The sequence below is a fragment of the Citrobacter sp. wls706 genome (genome assembly GCF_005281305.1).
GTDB lineage: Bacteria > Pseudomonadota > Gammaproteobacteria > Enterobacterales > Enterobacteriaceae > Citrobacter > Citrobacter werkmanii.
This window is the reverse complement of record NZ_SZXG01000030.1, coordinates 309,319-330,639: the sequence shown is the minus strand read 5'-3', so window position 1 is coordinate 330,639 and position 21,321 is coordinate 309,319. Positions and strand designations below refer to the sequence as shown.

The 21,321-nt window shown below is 49.4% G+C and carries 19 protein-coding genes, 3 tRNA genes and 3 other RNA genes; 12 read left to right on the top strand and 13 right to left on the bottom strand.

Going from position 1 to position 21,321, the window contains the following annotated elements; genetic code table 11:
- Positions 1–7: 7 nt before the first annotated feature.
- Both FDW92_RS23040 and FDW92_RS09505 read right to left on the bottom strand, forming a co-directional pair.
- Positions 8–169: a hypothetical protein gene (locus tag FDW92_RS23040; protein ID WP_169742009.1), complete on the bottom strand. Its 162-nt coding sequence runs from the start codon at positions 167–169 to the stop codon at positions 8–10.
- Between the two features lie 223 nt (positions 170–392).
- Complete coding sequence (locus tag FDW92_RS09505) at positions 393–566, bottom strand: YciY family protein (protein ID WP_094301000.1); 174 nt, start codon at positions 564–566, stop codon at positions 393–395.
- A gap of 142 nt (positions 567–708) precedes the next feature.
- On the opposite strand from FDW92_RS09505, the gene cls reads away from it, so the two are divergent.
- Both cls and FDW92_RS09495 read left to right on the top strand, forming a co-directional pair.
- The gene (gene cls / locus FDW92_RS09500) at positions 709–2,169 is read left to right on the top strand and encodes a cardiolipin synthase (RefSeq protein ID WP_042308054.1); all 1,461 of its coding nucleotides are present in this window, start codon (positions 709–711) and stop codon (positions 2,167–2,169) included.
- 34 nt (positions 2,170–2,203) lie between these two features.
- The gene (locus tag FDW92_RS09495; protein WP_003020691.1) at positions 2,204–2,533 is read left to right on the top strand and encodes an HI1450 family dsDNA-mimic protein; all 330 of its coding nucleotides are present in this window, start codon (positions 2,204–2,206) and stop codon (positions 2,531–2,533) included.
- A gap of 33 nt (positions 2,534–2,566) precedes the next feature.
- On the opposite strand, the gene FDW92_RS09490 is transcribed toward FDW92_RS09495, so the two are convergent.
- From FDW92_RS09490 to ychE, 7 genes are all read right to left on the bottom strand, one after another.
- A complete protein-coding gene (locus tag FDW92_RS09490; RefSeq protein WP_042308053.1) occupies positions 2,567–3,403 on the bottom strand; it encodes an ion transporter in 837 nt (278 codons plus the stop codon).
- A gap of 46 nt (positions 3,404–3,449) precedes the next feature.
- Positions 3,450–4,454, bottom strand: coding sequence for a murein tripeptide/oligopeptide ABC transporter ATP-binding protein OppF (gene oppF, locus FDW92_RS09485; protein WP_042308052.1), 1,005 nt, complete (start codon positions 4,452–4,454; stop codon positions 3,450–3,452).
- Entirely contained in the window at positions 4,451–5,464 is a 1,014-nt protein-coding gene (oppD, locus tag FDW92_RS09480; protein WP_042308051.1) for a murein tripeptide/oligopeptide ABC transporter ATP-binding protein OppD, read from the bottom strand. Before oppD ends, oppF begins: the two co-directional genes overlap by 4 nt.
- Positions 5,465–5,475: 11 nt before the next feature.
- Entirely contained in the window at positions 5,476–6,384 is a 909-nt protein-coding gene (gene oppC, locus FDW92_RS09475; RefSeq protein WP_003020701.1) for an oligopeptide ABC transporter permease OppC, read from the bottom strand.
- A gap of 14 nt (positions 6,385–6,398) precedes the next feature.
- On the bottom strand, positions 6,399–7,319 hold the full coding sequence (gene oppB / locus FDW92_RS09470) for an oligopeptide ABC transporter permease OppB (protein ID WP_042308050.1): 921 nt from the start codon (positions 7,317–7,319) through the stop codon (positions 6,399–6,401).
- A gap of 121 nt (positions 7,320–7,440) precedes the next feature.
- A complete protein-coding gene (gene oppA / locus FDW92_RS09465; RefSeq protein ID WP_042308049.1) occupies positions 7,441–9,072 on the bottom strand; it encodes an oligopeptide ABC transporter substrate-binding protein OppA in 1,632 nt (543 codons plus the stop codon).
- 774 nt (positions 9,073–9,846) lie between these two features.
- Complete coding sequence (gene ychE / locus FDW92_RS09455; protein WP_042308505.1) at positions 9,847–10,494, bottom strand: NAAT family transporter YchE; 648 nt, start codon at positions 10,492–10,494, stop codon at positions 9,847–9,849.
- A gap of 487 nt (positions 10,495–10,981) precedes the next feature.
- Between ychE and adhE the strand changes: the two genes are divergently transcribed.
- A complete protein-coding gene (gene adhE, locus FDW92_RS09450) occupies positions 10,982–13,660 on the top strand; it encodes a bifunctional acetaldehyde-CoA/alcohol dehydrogenase (protein ID WP_137400608.1) in 2,679 nt (892 codons plus the stop codon).
- Between the two features lie 239 nt (positions 13,661–13,899).
- On the opposite strand, the gene tdk is transcribed toward adhE, so the two are convergent.
- The gene (gene tdk, locus FDW92_RS09445) at positions 13,900–14,517 is read right to left on the bottom strand and encodes a thymidine kinase (RefSeq protein WP_042308040.1); all 618 of its coding nucleotides are present in this window, start codon (positions 14,515–14,517) and stop codon (positions 13,900–13,902) included.
- A gap of 629 nt (positions 14,518–15,146) precedes the next feature.
- Between tdk and hns the strand changes: the two genes are divergently transcribed.
- A complete protein-coding gene (hns, locus tag FDW92_RS09440) occupies positions 15,147–15,560 on the top strand; it encodes a histone-like nucleoid-structuring protein H-NS (protein WP_003020723.1) in 414 nt (137 codons plus the stop codon).
- A gap of 137 nt (positions 15,561–15,697) precedes the next feature.
- On the opposite strand, the gene galU is transcribed toward hns, so the two are convergent.
- From galU to rssA, 3 genes are all read right to left on the bottom strand, one after another.
- On the bottom strand, positions 15,698–16,606 hold the full coding sequence (galU, locus tag FDW92_RS09435) for a UTP--glucose-1-phosphate uridylyltransferase GalU (RefSeq protein ID WP_038641107.1): 909 nt from the start codon (positions 16,604–16,606) through the stop codon (positions 15,698–15,700).
- A 204-nt stretch (positions 16,607–16,810) separates the two neighbouring features.
- Positions 16,811–17,824 (bottom strand): two-component system response regulator RssB, encoded by a 1,014-nt coding sequence (rssB, locus tag FDW92_RS09430; protein WP_038641109.1) that lies wholly within the window; start codon positions 17,822–17,824, stop codon positions 16,811–16,813.
- Positions 17,825–17,913: 89 nt separating this feature from the next.
- Positions 17,914–18,825: a patatin-like phospholipase RssA gene (gene rssA / locus FDW92_RS09425; RefSeq protein ID WP_042308038.1), complete on the bottom strand. Its 912-nt coding sequence runs from the start codon at positions 18,823–18,825 to the stop codon at positions 17,914–17,916.
- 111 nt (positions 18,826–18,936) lie between these two features.
- Between rssA and FDW92_RS09420 the strand changes: the two genes are divergently transcribed.
- The 8 genes from FDW92_RS09420 to FDW92_RS09385 all read left to right on the top strand — a co-directional run bounded on the left by FDW92_RS09420 (position 18,937) and on the right by FDW92_RS09385 (position 21,305).
- Positions 18,937–19,392 carry a YchJ family protein gene (locus tag FDW92_RS09420; RefSeq protein WP_042308037.1) on the top strand — a complete coding sequence of 152 codons (456 nt, stop codon included), beginning with the start codon at positions 18,937–18,939 and terminating at the stop codon, positions 19,390–19,392.
- Positions 19,393–19,447: 55 nt separating this feature from the next.
- Positions 19,448–20,290: a formyltetrahydrofolate deformylase gene (purU, locus tag FDW92_RS09415; protein ID WP_003020737.1), complete on the top strand. Its 843-nt coding sequence runs from the start codon at positions 19,448–19,450 to the stop codon at positions 20,288–20,290.
- Positions 20,291–20,457: 167 nt separating this feature from the next.
- Positions 20,458–20,595: non-coding RNA, RtT sRNA (locus tag FDW92_RS09410), on the top strand.
- 33 nt (positions 20,596–20,628) lie between these two features.
- Positions 20,629–20,713: transfer RNA gene (locus FDW92_RS09405), tRNA-Tyr, on the top strand.
- A gap of 36 nt (positions 20,714–20,749) precedes the next feature.
- Positions 20,750–20,834, top strand: a tRNA-Tyr gene (locus tag FDW92_RS09400).
- Between the two features lie 36 nt (positions 20,835–20,870).
- Positions 20,871–20,955, top strand: a tRNA-Tyr gene (locus tag FDW92_RS09395).
- Positions 20,956–20,998: 43 nt separating this feature from the next.
- Positions 20,999–21,129: non-coding RNA, RtT sRNA (locus tag FDW92_RS09390), on the top strand.
- Between the two features lie 45 nt (positions 21,130–21,174).
- A non-coding RNA gene (locus tag FDW92_RS09385) (RtT sRNA) lies at positions 21,175–21,305 on the top strand.
- Positions 21,306–21,321 lie beyond the last annotated feature (16 nt).

Below are 21,321 nucleotides of genomic sequence, written 5' to 3'. Positions count from 1 at the left end.
TTACCTCTTAATAACCTGCAGCTTTATTGGCTGCATTTATTCGCTTGGTCCTGGCATCTTTTTGATTTTTATCTGTGGCCTGCATTATTCCACCAGCCGCATTAATCCAGTCGCCGGCTGTGCACCCAGACAGAGCGAAACTCAGCATGAGCGCCACTATATATTTCATCTTAACTCCATTTTTGAATTACAACGAGAAAATACAAATAATAATTTATAATTTTTAGACACTTCCTGAGTATTGTTACAAACATTCTCAGTACGAGCAATCAATAAATCAGGAAGCATTATGGCAGGGACGCTGTGACATAGCATGAATATAAGAAGAACGAAAAAAAGGATGGTGTTTGCTCAAGTACTCATTGGGCACCACCAGCAGTGCCCTTTTGAGATCAGATACTGTGGATTGCAAACAGCAACGAGTTACGTTGATGATTCAGAATACACTTTCTGATGGTGTGGATACGCATGTTACGACGCGATTGTCCTTCAAGCCAACGTGCTTTACGGCGGCTAGCCTGACGCTGCATCCGCCAGCGTCCCACTTCCGTTCTACTACGCTTCATGTTAACTACTCTTCCAGTCACTGAGCGGCCATTATAACGCCACACCGAATGCAGACCAGAGGTTTTCCCGTGTTTTTATTTGCCAGATTTATCCTGATGCGTAAACTCTTAACAATACGCTTTCAAAAGGATTTTTAAATTTATGACAACCTTCTACACCGTGGTGAGTTGGCTGGTCATTCTGGGTTACTGGGTACTCATTGCTGGCGTCACATTACGCATTCTAATGAAGCGACGCGCAGTGCCCTCCGCAATGGCATGGCTGTTGATCATCTATATACTGCCATTGGTAGGGATCATAGCTTATCTGTCCTTCGGTGAACTCCACCTGGGTAAACGCCGCGCCGAACGCGCCCGGGCAATGTGGCCTTCCACGGCCAAATGGCTGAACGACCTCAAAGCCTGTGAACATATTTTTGCGCAGGAAAACAGCAGCGTTGCTTCTTCATTATTTAAGCTGTGCGAGCGTCGTCAGGGAATCGCCGGCGTTAAGGGGAATCAACTGCAACTGCTCACCAGTTCCGATGACGTGATGCAGGCGCTGATCCGTGATATTCAACTGGCGCGTCATAACATCGAGATGGTGTTCTACATCTGGCAACCGGGTGGTATGGCCGATCAGGTTGCCGAATCGTTAATGGCGGCCGCCAGAAGAGGCGTTCACTGCCGCCTGATGCTGGACTCTGCCGGCAGCGTGACATTCTTCCGTAGCCCGTGGGCGGCGATGATGCGTAATGCGGGTATTGAAGTTGTCGAAGCCCTCAAGGTTAACCTGATGCGTGTGTTTTTGCGCCGAATGGACCTGCGCCAGCACCGTAAGATGGTGATGATCGACAACTATATTGCTTATACCGGCAGCATGAACATGGTCGACCCGCGCTTCTTTAAGCAGGATGCGGGCGTGGGGCAATGGGTCGATTTGATGGCGAGAATGGAAGGACCTGTTGCCACCGCGATGGGCATCGTCTACTCCTGCGACTGGGAAATTGAAACCGGGAAACGCATTTTACCCCCGCCGCCGGACGTCAATATCATGCCGTTTGAGCAGGCCAGCGGTCACACCATTCACACTATCGCCTCGGGTCCTGGTTTCCCTGAAGATTTGATCCATCAGGCGCTATTAACTGCTGCTTATTCGGCGCGTGAATATTTAATTATGACCACGCCCTATTTCGTCCCCAGCGATGATTTACTACATGCGATCTGTACAGCAGCACAGCGTGGGGTCGACGTCAGTATCATTCTTCCGCGGAAGAATGATTCCCTGCTGGTTGGCTGGGCAAGCCGGGCCTTTTTCACCGAACTGCTGGCCGCGGGCGTCAAAATATATCAGTTCGAAGGCGGCTTGCTGCACACCAAGAGCGTACTGGTTGATGGCGAACTGAGCCTGGTCGGTACCGTTAACCTGGATATGCGCAGTTTGTGGCTGAATTTTGAAATCACGCTGGTTATTGATGACGCAGGATTCGGGGGCGACCTCGCCGCAGTGCAGGATGATTATATTTCTCGTTCACGCCTTCTTGACGCTCGTTTGTGGGTAAAACGACCACTCTGGCAGCGGATTGCCGAGCGACTGTTTTACTTCTTTAGTCCGTTGCTGTAAAACGTGCCAATCAGACAGTAAACAGGTAGTCATTATGGATATGGATTTGAACAACCGCCTGACCGAAGACGAAACGCTTGAGCAGGCTTACGATATTTTTCTCGAACTGGCTGCGGACAACCTCGATCCGGCAGATATCATTCTGTTCAATTTGCAGTTTGAAGAGCGCGGCGGTGCAGAATTATTTGACCCGGCAGAGGACTGGCAGGAACACGTCGATTTTGACCTGAATCCTGACTTCTTTGCCGAAGTGGTGATTGGTCTGGCAGATACAGAAGACGGCGAGATTAACGATATTTTTGCCCGCGTTCTGTTGTGTCGCGAAAAAGATCACAAGCTCTGCCACATTCTCTGGCGCGAATAATTAAAAAAAGCTGCTCTCGCAGCTTTTTTACTTTTAGCCCGGTAATTTGCTTCCGCACCGGTTACAAAACTGCGCGCTGTGCTCATGCTGACTTTGCTGACACTGCGGACATTTACGCTGATTCTGCCGATGCTGGAACGCACTGCTCATATGCGTCGTTATCAAACCAGTCGGGATCGCAATCACGGAATAACCAATCAAAATCAGCACTGACGCTACCATGCGCCCGAGCGGCGTGTGGGGAGTAATATCACCATAGCCGACGGTGGTTACCGTGACAATGGCCCAATACACTGACGCATTCAGCGTACTAAAGCCATATTTGGGCCCTTCTATCAGATACATCAGCGCGCCGAAAACAATCATCAGAATGGCAATAAATGAATAGAACAGGATTAGCTGATGACGGGCGCTTTTTATTGCGCTCCAGAATATACGCAGAGAAGGCATAAAGCGCAGCAATTTGAGAATTCGCAGTACGCGCAGGACACGCATCGCCCGCCAGGCGAAAACATAACTCAGACTGATTTCCGGCCATAACCACATCACATACAGTGGCAAAATGGTGGCAAGATCGATAATCCCCCAGAAGCTAAAGACATATTTAGCGGGATTGGCCCAGCAGCATAATCGCAGCAGATATTCGATAGTAAAGACCAGAGTGATAAAGACTTCCAGCCAGACAAATACGCGCCATTCCTCAAAGGTCAAATGGTATTGCGTCCCGACCCCGGACTCAACGAAGATAACAATCACGCTGAGCAGCGCGAACAGTGCGCACATACCTTCAAAACGGCGCCCCGAGCGTGTGTCTAAATCAAATAATGTACGATAAAGCGTACGGCGAACAGAAGAAACTAAGCCAGACACAAATACCTCACCAAAAAGAAGGGCTGACCTTTGTCAGCCCTCACGATTATAGCGGGTCTACTTTCAGGCAGGAAACGGCGTGTCGAAAACTGCCTTCGAGAACCGGGCGTGTTTTTGCACACTCTGGTCCGGCAATCGGGCAGCGCGTACGGAACACACAGCCCGAAGGAGGATTAATCGGCGACGGCAACTCGCCTTCCAGCAGTTGGATAACTTTGTTCCTTTCCATATCCGGATCGGGGATCGGCACAGCAGACATTAGCGCTTTGGTATAAGGATGTAGCGGATTATGGTACACCTCGTCATAGGTGCCTAATTCCACCGCGTGTCCGAGATACATCACCAGTACGCGATCGGAGATATGCTTAACCACCGCCAGGTCGTGGGCAATGAAAATTAATGACAGCCCCATTTCACGCTGTAGCTGCTGCAAGAGGTTAACGACCTGGGCCTGAATGGATACGTCCAGCGCAGAAACTGGCTCGTCGCAGATAATCAGCTTCGGTTCGAGAATCAGCGCGCGGGCAATACCGATACGCTGACATTGGCCGCCGGAAAACTCATGCGGGTAACGGTTAATCAGGTTTGGCAGCAACCCAACCTTCATCATCATTGCCTTCACACGGTCGCGGACTTCCTGACCCGGCAGGTTTGGATGATAAGTCCGCAGCGGTTCGGCGATGATTTCACCAATGGTCATACGCGGGTTTAATGATGCCAGCGGATCCTGGAAAATCATCTGGATATCACTGCGCACCTCGCGCCATTCATCGGGTTTCATACCCAGCAAATCTTTACCCAACCAGGCGACCTTTCCATCAGTCGCTTTCACCAGACCGATAATCGCCCGAGCAAAGGTCGATTTTCCGCAGCCGGACTCCCCCACCACGCCTAAGGTTTCACCTTCATACAGTCGCAGGGTTACGCCATCAACTGCCTTCAGGGTTTTAGACGGTTGCCAGAACCACTGTTTGCCATCTTTAATGTCGAAATGGACTTTAAGATCGGCAATCTCCAGGAGCACTTTTCGTTGTTCGGTGACCGCATTCATACCAGTTCCTCCACCGGTTTAAAGCAGGCGCGCAGGCGGCCCGGGCTAAACTCTTCCAGTGGCGGAGCACTGCTACAGATTTCCATCGCATGCGGGCAGCGGGGCTGGAATGGACAGCCTTTTGGCAGACGCAGCAGGTTCGGTGGGTTGCCCGGGATAGTCAACATCTCTTCCCCTTCAGCGTCCAGACGAGGTACGGCATTCAGCAAACCAATTGAATACGGATGAACGGGCTTATAAAAGACATCCCGTGCGCTGCCATATTCCATGGTTCGTCCGGCGTACATCACCAGCACTTTGTCACAAATACCGGCGACAACCCCCAGATCGTGGGTGATCATGATAATTGCGGTGTTAAATTCACTTTTCAGTTCATTCAGCAGCGTCATAATTTGCGCCTGTACCGTAACATCGAGCGCGGTAGTCGGCTCATCGGCGATCAATAATTTTGGTCTGCACAGCAGCGCCATGGCGATCATTACGCGCTGACGCATTCCGCCAGAGAATTCATGCGGATACATCTTCATGCGCTTGCGCGCTTCCGGCATTTTCACCGCATCCAGCATTTTTACTGACTCTTCAAACGCTTCTGCTTTACTCATGCCTTTATGCAGCATGAGAACTTCCATCAGTTGTTCTCCGACCCGCATGTACGGATTCAGAGAGGTCATCGGATCCTGAAAAATCATTGAGATTTGCTCGGCGCGCAGTTTGTTCAGCTCGTGCTCCGGTAAATTCAATATTTCACGCCCGTTAAACGTAGCGGAACCTCCGATACGGCCATTCGCCGCCAGCAGCCCCATCAGGGCAAACGCGGTTTGCGATTTGCCCGAACCGGACTCACCCACAATACCCAACGTTTCTCCGGCTCGCAGAGAAAAATTTAAATCGTTTACTGCGGTAACATCGCCATCGGGGGTGGCAAACGTCACGCGCAGATCCTGTACGTTCAGCAGTGCATTAGCCTGTTGTTGCGCGAGCGGCGCGGTTGCGGTCTCAATTACGCTCATGGCGGCGCTCCTTAACGGTCTTTCGGGTCGAGGGCATCACGCAGGCCATCGCCGATAAAGTTAAAACAGAACAAAGTAACCACCAGGAAACCGGCCGGGAACAGCAGCAGCCATGGCGATACTTCCATTGAGTTGGCACCATCACTCAGCAGTGCGCCCCAGCTACTTAACGGCTCCTGCGTCCCTAGGCCCAGAAAACTCAGGAAGGATTCAAACAGAATCATGCTGGGCACCAGCAACGAAGCATATACCACCACTACGCCCAGCACGTTTGGCACAATATGGCGGATAACGATGCGCACGGTAGACACCCCGCCGACTTGCGCCGCTTCAATAAACTCTTTGCGCTTCAGGCTCAGCGTTTGTCCACGCACGATACGTGCCATATCCAGCCAGGAAACCATCCCGATAGCGACAAAAATCAGCAGAATGTTTTGCCCAAAGAAGGTCACCAGCAGAATCACGAAGAACATGAACGGGAAGGAGTTGAGGATTTCCAACAGGCGCATCATCACCGAGTCGATTTTACCGCCGAGATAACCCGACAGAGAGCCGTACAGCGTACCGACGACTACCGCCACCAGCGCCGCGGCAATGCCGACCATCAGCGAGATACGCCCGCCAATCGCCACACGAACCAGCAGGTCACGACCCGACGAGTCGGTGCCAAAGTAGTGTCCGGACTCCGTATCCGGCGCGCTGGACATCATGCCCCAGTCGGTATCGAAGTAGGTAAACTGCGACAGCATCGGCGCCAGCGTCACAAACAACGCAATAATCACCAGCACCACCAGGCTTGCTACCGCCGCGCGGTTATGCATAAAGCGTCGACGCGCGTCTTGCCACAGGCTGCGGCCTTCGACCTCCAGCTTTTCACTGAAATTCTCCAGCGCTTCGCTGTTTTTCTTACTTAACATCATAGCGAGCTCCAGTATCAGTAACGAATTTTCGGGTCGATAACGGCATACAGCACATCGACAATCGCGTTAAACACGATGGTCAGCGTACCCACCAGAATGGTCAGGCTCAGCACCAGCGAATAGTCGCGGTTTAACGCGCCATTGACGAACAATTGGCCAATGCCCGGCAAACCATAGATGGTTTCAATAACCATCGAACCGGTGATAATGCCGACAAACGCGGGCCCCATATAGGACAGCACGGGCAACAGCGCAGGTTTTAACGCATGGCGGAAAATAATCCGCCGCATCGGCAGCCCTTTAGCGCGTGCGGTACGAATAAAGTTAGAGTGCAGTACTTCAATCATCGAGCCGCGAGTAATACGGGCGATACTGGCGATATAGGCGAGCGATAACGCCACCATCGGCAGGATCATAAATTTCAGCGCCCCACCGTTCCAGCCACCGCCGGGCAGCCATTTCAACGTTATGGCAAATATCATGACCAATAAGGGAGCTACGACGAAACTGGGGATAACCACCCCGGTCATCGCTACCCCCATTACCGTGTAGTCCCAGCGCGTATTTTGCTTCAGCGCGGCGATTACCCCAGCGCTAACGCCCACGATCACCGCCAGAATAAAAGCCGCAGCGCCAAGCTTCGCTGACACCGGAAAACTTGAAGCGACAAGGTCGTTAACCGTGTAATCTTTATATTTAAAGGATGGCCCAAAATCGCCATGCGCCAGCTGCTTCAGATAGCTGAAGTACTGCGTCGAGATAGGATCATTCAGATGATATTTCGCTTCAATATTTGCCAGTACCTCTGGCGGTAACGCGCGTTCTCCGGTAAATGGGCTTCCCGGTGCAAGGCGCATCATAAAGAATGAAATTGTAATAAGAATAAACAGCGTCGGAATCGCTTCCAGACAGCGACGTAATATGAATTTTAACATTGCCCGTACCTTCTGGCGTGTGCCTTTATACCCCTTCTGCCCCGACGTTCAGGTAAAGCGGTATTAATAGTTCGAAGAAAAAGACACTGTGGGGCAACCTTGATTGCCCCACGTCTTGCCATTAATGCTTGATAATATACAAGTCTTTTACATGGATATTATCCATCGGGTCTTTACCGGAGTATCCGCCAACCCATGGTTTCACCAGGCGGGCGTTAACATAGTAATAAACCGGTACAATCGCAGAATCTTTATCCAGTTGCTGCTCCGCTTTCGAATACAGCTCACTACGCTGCGCTTCATCTGTCACTTTCAGGGTGTCTGCAATCAGCTTGTCAAATGCAGGGCTCTTATAGTGAACCGTGTTGTTGGAGCTGTCGGACAGCACCATATTCAGGAAGGAAGTTGGTTCGTTGTAATCCGCGCACCAGCCCGCACGTGAAACATCATAGTTGCCCTGATGGCGCGTATCGAGGAATGTTTTCCACTCCTGGTTTTCCAGCTTGACGTTAGCGCCCAGATTTTTCTTCCAGATAGATGCCGCGGCGATAGCCAGTTTCTTGTGCAGGTCTGAGGTGTTATACAGCAAGTCAAAGGTCAACGGTTTTTCAGCGGTATAACCGGCTTCAGCCAGCAGTTTTTTCGCTTCTTCGTTGCGTTTTTCCTGTGACCATTTGAACCACTCTGGCTCAACCAGTTTCGCGCCATCGGTGTAAGGAGGGGTAAAGCTATAAGCAGGCAGGTCACCCTGGTTTTTCACTTTGTTGACGATGATGTCACGATCCATCGCCAGCTTCAGAGCCGTACGAACACGAACATCGTTGAACGGTGCTTTCTGGTTGTTGATTTCGTAATAATAGGTGCACAGATACGGGTCAACGTGAACTTCGTTCGGGATCTCTTTTTTCAGTTTCTGGAATAACTCGATCGGCATGTTGTTATAGGTCATGTCGATTTCACCGCTGCGATAGCGGTTAACGTCAGTCACTTCAGAAGAAATTGGCAGGTAGGTTACCTGGTTAATAATGGTTTTGGCGTTGTCCCAGTAGTTGGTATTACGCTCAAGCACAATGCGCTCGTTAACCACCCAGTCCTTCAGTTTATACGCGCCGTTAGTGACAATGTTAGTGGGCTGGGTCCACTTATCACCGTATTTTTCCACGGCGGCTTTAGGAACCGGAGAAACGGAAGAGTGCACAAGCAGTTTGTAGAAATAAGGAACAGGTTCGCTCAGGGTGACTTCAAAAGTATGATCGTCAATCGCTTTCACACCGAGATCGGTGACCGGCTTTTTACCGGCGATGATGTCATCAATGTTGACGATATGACCGTACTGCAAATAACTGGCGTAAGGTGAGGCAGTATTTGGGTTCGCCAAACGTTGCCAGCTATACACAAAATCTTGCGCGGTAACAGGCGTACCGTCAGACCATTTAGCATCTTTACGCAGATGGAATGTCCAGACTTTAAAATCTTTATTATCCCATTTTTCAGCCACGCCCGGCGATGGTTTGCCATCGACATCGCTGATTAATAAACCTTCAAACAGGTCCCGGCTAATGTTGGATTCCGGCACACCTTCAATTTTATGAGGATCGAGAGACTGAACTTCCGAACCGTTATTACGCACCAGAGTCTGCTTTTCAGCAAGCTGCACACCCGCTGGCACAACTGCCGCCGTGGCCACATTTCCAGCGATTAGCGCAGTGAGGATCCCCGCAGCGACTAAACTTTTTTTAGTGATGATCGTCATTGTGTTTGTACTCCCTCATTATTATGGCTGGTTTTTTAACCAGACTGTTAATCCTGTCAGGATCCCTGTACGGCACCGGAGATTTTCTGCCGTCAGGTGGTTTATTGTTTTTACTGCTTGCTATCACCGACTTTATTTATTCTGGCGATTCGTACGACCGCCTTGCGTCGATTATCTACGTGTCTCCCCTGCCGGAAACACGCTATTACCCTGTTGAGAGAAGGCAACTGAAAATCATTCTCATCAACGTCAATTCTTCTGCCAAATACCTGGCCGGAAAGTACCAAATGCGTTTCTTCACCGCCAATACATTTTACAAATTTGTTAACCAATTCTCTTTTATTAGAAATAAATGTCACTGGCAAAGGCTTACGAATGAAAACCTATAATAATAAAACATTAATAATCAACTAATTGTCTGATTAGCATGGTTGACTCCCCTGTCCGGTCTCAACCCCATGCCAAAATGCACATAAATTTAACAATTGGTTGTTAATTAGCACATTCATCTAAAAAAAACGCTGAAATAACTAATAACATTTCGATAATCCCACAGCAAGCCCCAGAGTATGATGTTAATAAAATAACAGCAATATCGTGCTCCGCCTGACGCAGCGCTGAGTGTTATATCCATAAAATCAATGAATAACTAAATCGTTAACTATCAGCATTTTTCATTATTGTTATGCTGATTATCAACTTTAGTGAGAAGTTTTACTGATAATGAAAGGAAGCGGAGCCTGCAGCGGCTCCGCTTGTACTGAAGAAGGAATATCAGGCAAGCAAACCGGGGAAAATGGATTTGATACCAGTAACAATAAATTCAATCCCTAAGGCCATGAGTAACAGCCCCATAATACGCGTAATGACGTTGATACCCGTTTGGCCCAGCAAGCGCACTAGCCACGGTGCCATGCGAAACAGCCCCCAGCAACACAAGGCAAATAACGCAATCGCGATAAAAAAGCCAAACAGGTTAATTGCACTGTGGTAACGCGTCCCCCAAACGATAGTCGAGCTAATTGCCCCCGGCCCCGCCATCAACGGCAATGCCAACGGCACCACGCCAATGCTTTCACGAATGGCCGTTTCTGATTTTTCCTGTTTGTTCTGCTTATCTTCACCAAGTTTTCCGCTAATCATCGACATCGCGATGGTCACAACCAGAATACCGCCAGCAATCCTGAACGAATCTATAGAGATACCGAAAAGTTGCAGAATACCGTCCCCCAGGAACAGCGAAGTCCACAGGATGATCGCGACCGACAGGTTTGCCGTGAGATTGGTTTTATTTCGCGCAGCCGCAGTTTGATAGCTGGTCATACTGATAAAGACAGGGATGATCCCTACCGGGTTGACTAGGGCAAATAACCCAACAAAAAATTTAAAATAAACAGGAAAATCAAATAGCGTTTGGATCACGGTTAGCTCCGAAGCGTTAGCCGGATAAAATGAGTCATAAAAAGTGATAAAATCCGCGCTGAAGATACGCCTTTTGTCAGCATACTTCACCTCCTATCTGCGTATATCTACGTAAATACGCTACTAATACTTAGTGTTATTAATATGTATTAAATATGCTAATGTGATTAGCATTCACCACACCAATTTTTTAACACTTACCGATAAACGCTAAAAGGGCCTGCTGAAAGGTGTCAGCTTTGCGAAATTTTGATCCAGATCACGCAATTACTACTCAGAAGTGAGTAACCTTGCTTACGTCCCCTGGAGGTAAAGCGTGAGAGTTAACTGGCGCTTGCGTATAAGCTCTTTTAGTAAATCAAGGTAAAGTGGGCGTTAATTAACCGTTTGATTTTCAAACCGTTACACAAATTTTCGTCGGTCTGTCTATACTCTCGTATCGAGCAGATGATTTACTAAAAAAGTTTAACATTATCAGGAGAGCATTATGGCTGTTACTAATGTCGCTGAACTTAACGCACTTGTAGAGCGCGTAAAAGAAGCCCAGCGTGAATATGCCAGTTTCACTCAAGAACAGGTTGACAAAATCTTCCGCGCCGCCGCTCTGGCTGCCGCAGACGCTCGAATCCCTCTCGCGAAAATGGCCGTTGCCGAATCTGGCATGGGCATCGTCGAAGATAAAGTGATTAAAAACCACTTTGCTTCTGAATACATTTACAACGCTTACAAAGATGAAAAAACTTGTGGTGTGCTGTCTGAAGACGACACTTTCGGTACCATTACTATTGCTGAACCGATTGGTATCATCTGCGGTATCGTTCCAACCACTAACCCGACTTCTACTGCTATCTTCAAATCGCTGATCAGCCTGAAGACCCGTAACGCCATCATCTTCTCTCCGCATCCGCGTGCTAAAGATGCCACTAACAAAGCTGCTGACATCGTTCTGCAAGCGGCAATCGCTGCTGGCGCGCCGAAAGACTTGATCGGCTGGATCGATCAACCTTCCGTAGAACTGTCTAACGCACTGATGCACCACCCGGACATCAACCTGATCCTTGCGACCGGTGGTCCAGGCATGGTTAAAGCGGCATACAGCTCCGGTAAACCGGCAATCGGCGTAGGCGCAGGTAACACCCCTGTTGTTATCGACGAAACCGCTGATATCAAACGCGCTGTTGCATCTGTTCTGATGTCTAAAACCTTCGATAACGGCGTAATCTGTGCTTCTGAACAGTCTGTTGTCGTGGTTGACTCTGTATACGACGCAGTACGTGAGCGTTTTGCCACTCACGGCGGCTACCTGCTGCAGGGCAAAGAGTTGAAAGCTGTTCAGGACGTTATCCTGAAAAATGGCGCGCTGAACGCCGCTATTGTTGGTCAGCCAGCCTACAAAATTGCTGAGCTGGCAGGCTTCTCCGTACCAGAAACCACTAAGATTCTGATCGGTGAAGTTAAGGTTGTTGACGAAAGCGAACCGTTTGCTCACGAAAAACTGTCTCCGACACTGGCTATGTATCGTGCGAAAGACTTCGAAGACGCAGTGGACAAAGCTGAGAAACTGGTTGCGATGGGCGGTATCGGTCATACCTCTTGCCTGTACACCGACCAGGATAACCAGCCAGAACGCGTTGCTTACTTCGGTCAGATGATGAAAACCGCGCGTATCCTGATCAACACCCCTGCTTCTCAGGGTGGTATCGGTGACCTGTACAACTTCAAACTCGCACCTTCCCTGACTCTGGGTTGTGGTTCCTGGGGTGGTAACTCCATCTCTGAAAACGTTGGTCCTAAGCACCTGATCAACAAGAAAACCGTTGCTAAGCGAGCTGAAAACATGTTGTGGCACAAACTTCCGAAATCTATCTACTTCCGTCGTGGCTCTCTGCCAATCGCGCTGGATGAAGTGATTACTGATGGTCACAAACGTGCGCTGATCGTGACCGACCGCTTCCTGTTCAATAATGGTTATGCTGACCAGATCACCTCTGTGCTGAAAGCGGCTGGCGTTGAAACCGAAGTGTTCTTCGAAGTTGAAGCTGACCCGACTCTGAGCGTTGTGCGCAAAGGCGCTGAGCTGGCTAACTCCTTCAAACCAGATGTGATTATCGCGCTGGGTGGTGGTTCCCCGATGGACGCCGCGAAAATTATGTGGGTTATGTACGAACATCCGGAAACCCACTTCGAAGAACTGGCGCTGCGCTTTATGGACATCCGTAAACGTATCTACAAGTTCCCGAAAATGGGCGTGAAAGCGAAAATGATCGCCGTCACCACCACTTCCGGTACCGGTTCTGAAGTAACACCGTTTGCGGTAGTAACCGACGACGCAACCGGCCAGAAATACCCGCTGGCTGACTACGCGCTGACCCCGGATATGGCGATTGTCGATGCCAACCTGGTGATGGATATGCCGAAGTCCCTGTGTGCGTTCGGTGGTCTGGATGCCGTCACTCACGCTCTGGAAGCTTACGTTTCCGTACTGGCCTCTGAGTTCTCTGACGGTCAGGCTCTGCAGGCGCTGAAACTGCTGAAAGAAAACCTGCCGGCGTCCTACCACGAAGGTTCCAAGAACCCGGTAGCCCGTGAGCGTGTACACAGTGCAGCGACCATCGCCGGTATCGCGTTTGCGAACGCCTTCCTGGGTGTATGTCACTCTATGGCGCACAAGCTGGGTTCTCAGTTCCACATTCCTCACGGTCTGGCGAACGCCCTGCTGATTAGCAACGTTATTCGTTACAACGCGAACGACAACCCGACTAAACAGACAGCATTCAGCCAGTACGACCGTCCTCAGGCACGTCGTCGCTACGCTGAAATTGCTGACCACCTGGGTCTGAGCGCACCGGGCGACCGTACTGCCGCGAAAATCCAGAAACTGCTGGGCTGGCTGGACGAAATCAAAGCTGAACTGGGTATTCCTAAGTCTATCCGTGAAGCTGGCGTGCAGGAAGCTGACTTCCTGGCACACGTTGACAAACTGTCTGAAGATGCGTTTGACGACCAGTGTACTGGTGCTAACCCGCGTTATCCGCTGATTGCTGAGCTGAAGCAGATTCTGCTGGATACCTACTACGGCCGTGAGTACACCGAAGGTGAAACCACTGCTAAGCCTGAAGTAGCAGCTGCACCGAAAGCTGAGAAAAAAGCGAAGAAATCCGCTTAATTCGTTCAGATAAGTTTTAGTCTGACTCTAAACGGTCCCTTTTCGGGACCGTTTTTTTTGTGCCTTACGCTATAAAAATGAGGTAATACCTGACTCGGCCACTTGCGAGATATGGCCTGATGAAGATTACATGCAGGGAAGAAGCCAGAATAGCGTCAGAAGAGCGTGTGACAGGGTAGAGAACTCGTATGAATAGTTGTGCCTACCCTGTACTTATAAGCGCCCAGAAGCGCATAGGGTTAATCGTGGCTGTGTCGTTCTTGTATTGCCGTCAGAGAGCCTTCAGACTGCGCCTGCTTATAATGCTTACGGCATACCGACACATAGCGCTCGTTTCCGCCTATAACCACCTGCTCGCCCTCGTTAAACGGTCTTCCTGCCTGATCAAGACGTAACACCATGCTGGCCTTACGGCCACAGAAGCAAATAGTTTTTAATTCAACCAGCTTATCTGACCATGCAAGCAGGTATTCACTGCCGCCGAATAGCTCACCACGAAAATCGGTGCGTAAGCCGTAACACAACACGGGAATATCCAGCCGATCGACAACTTCAGATAATTCATAAACCTGTTGTCGCGTCAGAAACTGAGACTCATCAACCAGTACGCAGTGAATTCTTTGCTGCTCATTGTCGGCGCGAATCTCTTCGAACAATGATGAATTTTGGTTAAACAATTTTGCAGGTGACGACAGACCTATACGTGAACTTACTTTTCCAGTGCCAAAACGGTCATCAATTTCCGCTGTATATACAACAGCGCGCATTCCACGCTCTTGATAATTGTACGAAGATTGCAGCAATGCAGTCGACTTACCGGCATTCATTGCAGAATAGTAAAAATATAGCTGTGCCATTGACCGTAGACCCTCATCTGGGGAAATAAATATGGGCTGGATTGTATCATATTTCACGAACATGTCGGTGCAGCGTTGTCCCGAAAGACGTATAAAGGCGCGTACTGACTCGCTCAGTGCCGCCTTAATAACCAGAAAATGCAGGTGCCCTTTATGGGTGGGAGTATGATAGCGCGGCGTCTTAGCCCAAACAGCCGGAGCCGTACCGTATATACACATTCTTTCACAAATAGTGCTCATGAAATTTATCAGTCTCGCTTATCAAGCGTCGACAATTAAGAAACCGTTCCCTTATTGTTATTGAATCTCTCCACTGCCGCCATCTAATAGCGAATTCACGTAAGCAAAACTAATACAAAAGGTTGAAATCACTGCAAAGTGATACTATTTGCACACGATAAAATGTGACCTGAATCTTGAATTTTTACTCTCAGCCGTTGAGAAGCCCCCCCACCAATAAGCCTTTTTTATGCCCAACATCGCTGAGAATTTAAGACAGAGGAATTAATTCTGATACTAAATAAAGCGCAATTTTGAATTCCTTACATTCCTGGCTATTGCACAACTGAAATTATCGCTCTATTATTAGCTCAACAAACCACCCCCAATATAAGTTTGAGATTACTACAATGAGCGAAGCACTTAAAATTCTGAACAACATCCGTACTCTTCGTGCGCAGGCAAGAGAATGTACTCTGGAAACGCTTGAAGAAATGCTGGAAAAATTAGAAGTTGTAGTTAGCGAGCGTCGTGAAGAAGAAAGCGCTGCCGCTGCTGAAGTTGAAGAACGTACTCGTAAACTGCAACAATATCGTGAAATGCTGATTGCTGACGGCATTGATCCGAACGAACTGTTGAATAGCATGGCTGCTGTTAAATCTGGCACCAAAGCTAAACGCGCTGCGCGTCCGGCTAAATATAGCTATGTTGACGAAAACGGTGAAACTAAAACCTGGACTGGCCAGGGTCGTACACCGGCTGTGATCAAAAAAGCGATGGAAGAACAAGGTAAGCAACTGGACGATTTCCTGATCAAGGAATAATTCAGAAATAGTTTGCTTAAAATCCCGCCGCTGGCGGGATTTTTTTTACCTGTACTTCGCATAGCCCCTACCCGGATTAGGTATAAAAAAACGGCGCTGGATTAACAGCACCGTTCTGACCTGATAATTACTGGTGGTTACTTCTTAATACCCATCTCTTCTTCCAGCCAGGCCTTAAATTCAGCGCCGAGGGTATTATGGCGAATACCATATTCAACGAACGCCTGCATATAGCCCAGTTTATTACCGCAGTCATGGCTTTTGCCCTTCATGTGATAGGCTTCAACCGTTTCTTTTTCAATCAGCATATCGATAGCGTCAGTCAGCTGAATTTCGTCGCCCGCTCCCGGAGGCGTTTTTGCCAGCAGAGGCCAGATATCCGCACTGAGAACATAACGACCCACAACCGCCAAATTAGACGGCGCTACATTAGCTTTTGGCTTTTCAACAACGCCAACCATCGGCACGCTTTCGCCCGGCGCTAATTCAACGCCTTTACAATCCACTACGCCATAAGCGGTAACATCTTCTACGGGTTCAACCATAATCTGGCTGCTACCAGTTTCATCAAAACGATGAATCATTTCGGCCAGGTTTTCGCGGGATAAATCTGATTCGTATTCATCCAGAATTACGTCTGGCAGGATAACCGCAACCGGTTCATCGCCAACAACCGGGTGCGCGCACAATACTGCGTGTCCCAGACCTTTAGCCAGTCCCTGACGTACCTGCATAATAGTGACATGCGGTGGACAAATAGATTGCACTTCTTCCAGCAGCTGACGTTTTACACGTTTTTCCAGCATAGCTTCTAGCTCAAAGCTGGTATCAAAGTGGTTTTCAATGGAATTTTTAGACGAGTGAGTTACAAGTACAATTTCAGTGATACCCGCAGCAATACATTCGTTTACCACGTACTGAATTAATGGCTTATCAACCAACGGTAGCATCTCTTTCGGGATTGCCTTCGTAGCCGGTAACATCCTGGTTCCTAATCCCGCAACCGGGATAACGGCCTTTTTGACTTTTGAATTAATAGCAGCCATTTAAAACTCTCCTGGACTGTTCATGTATTGAACGTGTTCATCAATCTGTATCGCATCCAAGTATATCAGTACAGCGGTAAGCCTCTGGTCTGAAAAGGACGCACGTCGGTATAATTAAGACAAATACGAATAAATCTGGCGCTGATAGTAGCACTCGCAGCATGAGGGAGGTGAAGCAATTTCATTCCTCCCCCGCTCAATTGTTCATTCCGCAGACAACATCAGGCGCAGGCGACCACCCGCCCCCCAAATTTGGCACTGCCATGACTCGCAGCGCTGGCTCAACTGATTAAGATAGGTATTGCCGAGCGTTCCCAGCGGTACGCCATTGCTGATTTGTACCTGATGGGAACCCGTATTTAATGTCGCATTCAGTCCTGCTGATACCAGAATCAGGTTTTTTAACCCGCTGTGGTAATACCCTACCAGCAAAGGAAACTGGCCGGGTAAATTAGCCTGACGCAGCAAATGGTTCACCTGTTTCAATAACGCACCTAACTCTGGCAACCGCTGATTTTGTTGCGTCAGCTGCTCCTGCAGCAAGCCGTTAAATAAGGCTCGCAGTAATAATGCGGCCAGCACGCCATTATCCCCTGCCCGCGTGACATCCAGACAATAAAAAGCAAGGTCGTGATCCGACAGCGGCGCAATATCCAGCACCAGTCCCGGTTGATCGGCGGCAACCAATTGCCGATAGTTTATGCGACATTGTGAAATCACTTGCGATACTGGAGGCTGTAACTCCTGCAGCAGCTTAGCTGCAGCAGCAGGATCGTCCACCATGGCATCCCAGTCGCGAAACAGCCGCTCTTCTTCTTCAACCCGTGAATTGAACATATTAGGATACAGGCACGCAAAAACCGTTTCTCGCAGGCGATTAAGATCCTTCACCGGTTTCAGAAGAACGTCGTCGACACCGAGTCGCAGCGCTTTGGCTATATCAGACATGTTTTCCGTCGCTGAAATCACCAGTATCGGCGTTTGATCGCCCCGATTGCGTAAATACTCAACCAGTTTAAGACCGTTCATTCGCGGCATAGCCAGATCGCAGATCATTAAGTCAGGCGTAAAGTGACCTAGTAAGTCCAGTGCTTCAAGCCCATCGCCGGCCACCGCTGTTGTCGCTCCCAAAGAGGAAAACCATGAGTCCATGAGTGAGCGGAATACCGGCTCATCCTCAACGATAAGAATCTGTTTTCCGACCAATGGCTGCGTCATATTCTCCCCCCTGACTGGCTTTAATAAATAGTGGCATGCTATTGCTACTCACGCCTGTCAGATTTAACTTAAGTATTGATAAAAAGTGCCTAGACGTTGGTCTTCACCAGAGGTAGAAGCTCATCCATTTTCTTCTCAACCGCCAACTGCCCGGCAGCAATTGCTGCACTGGCGCGGTGGAAATCCAGCGTGGATATTTGCGGACAAAACGGCTGAATCAGGATATCAGGCGGGTCGCCAGCCATACGGTTACGTTTCAGACGGTTTTCCAGAACCTGAATAGAGGTCGTCATGATCTCCATCGCCGTCGGCGCGGTCACTGTCCGCCTCGCCGTAATGTTGCTCAGACGCTCTTTCAGACGGCCATGCCATGAGAGTTCGTCAGCGCCATCACCTGATGCAGCATCGCTACTGACGTTGAAGGAGAGTAAATCTTGCTGCATCAGGTGCGCATCGTGTTGCAGATCGACCGCAATAACGATATCGGCGCCCAGCGCACGCGTCAGGGAAACGGGCACGGGATTCACCACCGCGCCATCGACCAACCAGTAGCCATTATGCGCTACGGGGGACATCAGACCAGGAATACTGCAGGATGCCCGGACAGCCAGGTGCAAATCACCTTCGGTGAACCAGAGTTCCCGGCCCGTACTTAAATTGGTTGCAACAGTTGCAAAGCGGCGTGTGCATTGTTCAATCGATTCTACCGGCATGACATTACGGTACTGGTTGAACACCCGTTCTCCGCGCAATAGTCCTCCCCTGCGCCACGAGAGATCCATCAGGCGTAAGACGTCCCAATAACTAAATGAACAAACCCACTGTTCGAGTGCAGGCAATTTATTGCAGGCGTAGGCCGCGCCAACCAGCGAACCAATGGAGCACCCTGCCACAATATCTACATCAATCCCCATATGCTTAAGGGCTTTAATTACGCCAATATGCGACCAGCCGCGCGCAGCGCCGGAACCTAGCGCCAGCCCAATTTTAATTTTTCTCATTGTACGTACAAACTTCCCCTGGCTTGCAGACGTAGCAACATCGCTACCGCTCAGTTAACATAGTGCCACCGTGGCGTTTTTACGCCGTTTTTTTATTCCAGGGAGTACTTTGTGTCTCAGCTTTGTCCCTGTGGTAGCGCTGTCGAGTATAGCCTATGTTGCTACCGTTATGTGTCCGGCGCGCAAGTAGCACCTACGCCGTCACACCTCATGCGTTCTCGTTACTGCGCTTTTGTGATGAAAGACGCAGATTACCTTATCAAGACCTGGCATGCGGACTGCCATGCCGCTGCGTTTCGTGACGACATTATCGCAGGATTTACGCATACCGAATGGCTGGGACTGACCGTTTTTGAGCAACAGACGGTAGATTCAGAAAATATCGGCTACGTCAGTTTTGTCGCGCGGTTTTCTGAACAGGGAAAAACTGGCGCCATTATTGAACGCTCTCGTTTTTTAAAAGAAAACGGTCAGTGGTACTATATAGACGGTACACGCCCTCAAATTGGACGAAACGACACCTGCCCTTGTGGCTCGGGTAAAAAATTTAAGAAGTGCTGCGGCTAGTCAACGCCCGACAGTATCAATTTTGCAAACATTCTCAACAGGATCACCGCTGCAAATGCATTCATTACAACGAAAAGTGCTGCGTACTATTTGCCCGGACCAAAAAGGTCTGATCGCACGCATTACAAATATCTGTTACAAGCATGAATTGAATATCGTGCAGAACAATGAGTTCGTGGACCACCGTACCGGGCGCTTTTTTATGCGTACCGAACTGGAGGGCATTTTTAACGACGTCACGCTGCTTGCCGATCTTGATAGCGCCTTACCCGAAGGATCTATTCGTGAATTAACGCCAGCAGGACGCCGCCGTATCGTCATTTTGGTCACCAAGGAAGCACATTGCCTGGGCGATCTGTTAATGAAAGCGAATTATGGCGGACTGGATGTTGAAATCGCTGCGGTGATCGGCAACCACGAGACGCTGCGTCCTTTGGTTGAGCGCTTTGATATTCCGTTTGAGCTGGTTAGCCACGAGGGTTTAACCCGCGATGAACATGATCAGAAAATGGCCGATGCTATCGACGCGCACCAACCAGACTATGTTGTGCTGGCAAAATATATGCGCGTTCTGACGCCGACCTTTGTTTCACGCTTCCCGAATAAGATTATCAATATTCACCATTCATTCCTGCCGGCGTTTATTGGCGCTCGCCCATACCACCAGGCTTACGAGCGCGGGGTGAAGATCATTGGCGCAACGGCCCACTATGTGAATGATAACCTGGATGAAGGCCCTATCATTATGCAGGACGTAATTCACGTTGATCACACCTACACCGCAGAAGACATGATGCGTGCCGGCCGTGACGTTGAAAAAAATGTATTAAGCCGCGCGCTGTATCAGGTTCTGGCTCAACGCGTTTTTGTTTACGGTAACCGAACGATTATTCTGTAATCGATTGATAATATAATTGGTTACCTTTACATCTTAACGCGTAAAAATCAGGCAACCAGTTCTTTTTTATCAACGGAATACTTTACAGGGGCGCATCATCTGATATGATGCGCCCCGCTTCCAAAGGAAGCAGGCCAGTAATTAGCATTACCCCGTGGTGGGGTTCCCGAGCGATCATAAGGGAGCTGACTGCAAATCTGCCGTCATCGACTTCAAGGTTCGACTCGAGCGATAGTGAGAGAACGTTGCCGCAGGCAACGGCCCGAAGGGTGAGGAGCTTTAGCTACGAATAATCCTTACCGCTATAGAATGCAAGCAGCATAATGAATTTACCCTGTGGTGGGGTTCCCGAGCGGCCAAAGGGAGCAGACTGTAAATCTGCCGTCATCGACTTCGAAGGTTCGAATCCTTCCCCCACCACCATTCATTCCTGTAGATTCATAAAATTAGTATACCCCTGGTGGGGTTCCCGAGCGGCCAAAGGGAGCAGACTGTAAATCTGCCGTCATCGACTTCGAAGGTTCGAATCCTTCCCCCACCACCATTCATTCCTGTAGATTCATAAAATTAGTATACCCCTGGTGGGGTTCCCGAGCGGCCAAAGGGAGCAGACTGTAAATCTGCCGTCATCGACTTCGAAGGTTCGAATCCTTCCCCCACCACCATCATTTCATAAAGCAACACACCCAATTCATCTGCAATGCCCTATATTCTGCCCATGCGGGAAGGATGAGAAGCTTCGACTAAGGTTCGATTCGAGCGTAGCGAGAAAGCGTTGCCAACGGCAACGACCCGAAGGGCGAAGCGCGCAGCGCTGAGTCATCCTTCCCCCACCACCATCACTTCATAAAGCATCAACCCCCAATTTAACTGTAATGCCCTATATTCTGCCCATGCTGGAAGGATGAGAATCTTCGACTAAGGTTCGATTCGAGCGTCAGCGAGAAAGCGTTGCTGCAGGCAACGACCCGAAGGGCGAAGCGCACAGCGCTGAGTCATCCTTCCCCCACCACCATTACTTCATAAAGCAT

Bases quoted from the DNA above. Each gene is read 5' to 3' on its own strand.
- FDW92_RS09505 (WP_094301000.1), bottom strand. From the start codon at position 566: ATGAAGCGTAGTAGAACGGAAGTGGGACGCTGGCGGATGCAGCGTCAG.
- FDW92_RS09495 (WP_003020691.1), top strand. From the start codon at position 2,204: ATGGATATGGATTTGAACAACCGCCTGACCGAAGACGAAACGCTTGAG.
- purU (WP_003020737.1), top strand. From the start codon at position 19,448: ATGCATTCATTACAACGAAAAGTGCTGCGTACTATTTGCCCGGACCAA.
- rssA (WP_042308038.1), bottom strand. From the start codon at position 18,825: ATGAGAAAAATTAAAATTGGGCTGGCGCTAGGTTCCGGCGCTGCGCGC.
- galU (WP_038641107.1), bottom strand. From the start codon at position 16,606: ATGGCTGCTATTAATTCAAAAGTCAAAAAGGCCGTTATCCCGGTTGCG.
- oppF (WP_042308052.1), bottom strand. From the start codon at position 4,454: ATGAATGCGGTCACCGAACAACGAAAAGTGCTCCTGGAGATTGCCGAT.
- hns (WP_003020723.1), top strand. From the start codon at position 15,147: ATGAGCGAAGCACTTAAAATTCTGAACAACATCCGTACTCTTCGTGCG.
- cls (WP_042308054.1), top strand. From the start codon at position 709: ATGACAACCTTCTACACCGTGGTGAGTTGGCTGGTCATTCTGGGTTAC.
- tdk (WP_042308040.1), bottom strand. From the start codon at position 14,517: ATGGCACAGCTATATTTTTACTATTCTGCAATGAATGCCGGTAAGTCG.
- oppC (WP_003020701.1), bottom strand. From the start codon at position 6,384: ATGATGTTAAGTAAGAAAAACAGCGAAGCGCTGGAGAATTTCAGTGAA.
- rssB (WP_038641109.1), bottom strand. From the start codon at position 17,824: ATGACGCAGCCATTGGTCGGAAAACAGATTCTTATCGTTGAGGATGAG.
- oppD (WP_042308051.1), bottom strand. From the start codon at position 5,464: ATGAGCGTAATTGAGACCGCAACCGCGCCGCTCGCGCAACAACAGGCT.
- oppB (WP_042308050.1), bottom strand. From the start codon at position 7,319: ATGTTAAAATTCATATTACGTCGCTGTCTGGAAGCGATTCCGACGCTG.
- adhE (WP_137400608.1), top strand. From the start codon at position 10,982: ATGGCTGTTACTAATGTCGCTGAACTTAACGCACTTGTAGAGCGCGTA.
- oppA (WP_042308049.1), bottom strand. From the start codon at position 9,072: ATGACGATCATCACTAAAAAAAGTTTAGTCGCTGCGGGGATCCTCACT.
- FDW92_RS23040 (WP_169742009.1), bottom strand. From the start codon at position 169: ATGAAATATATAGTGGCGCTCATGCTGAGTTTCGCTCTGTCTGGGTGC.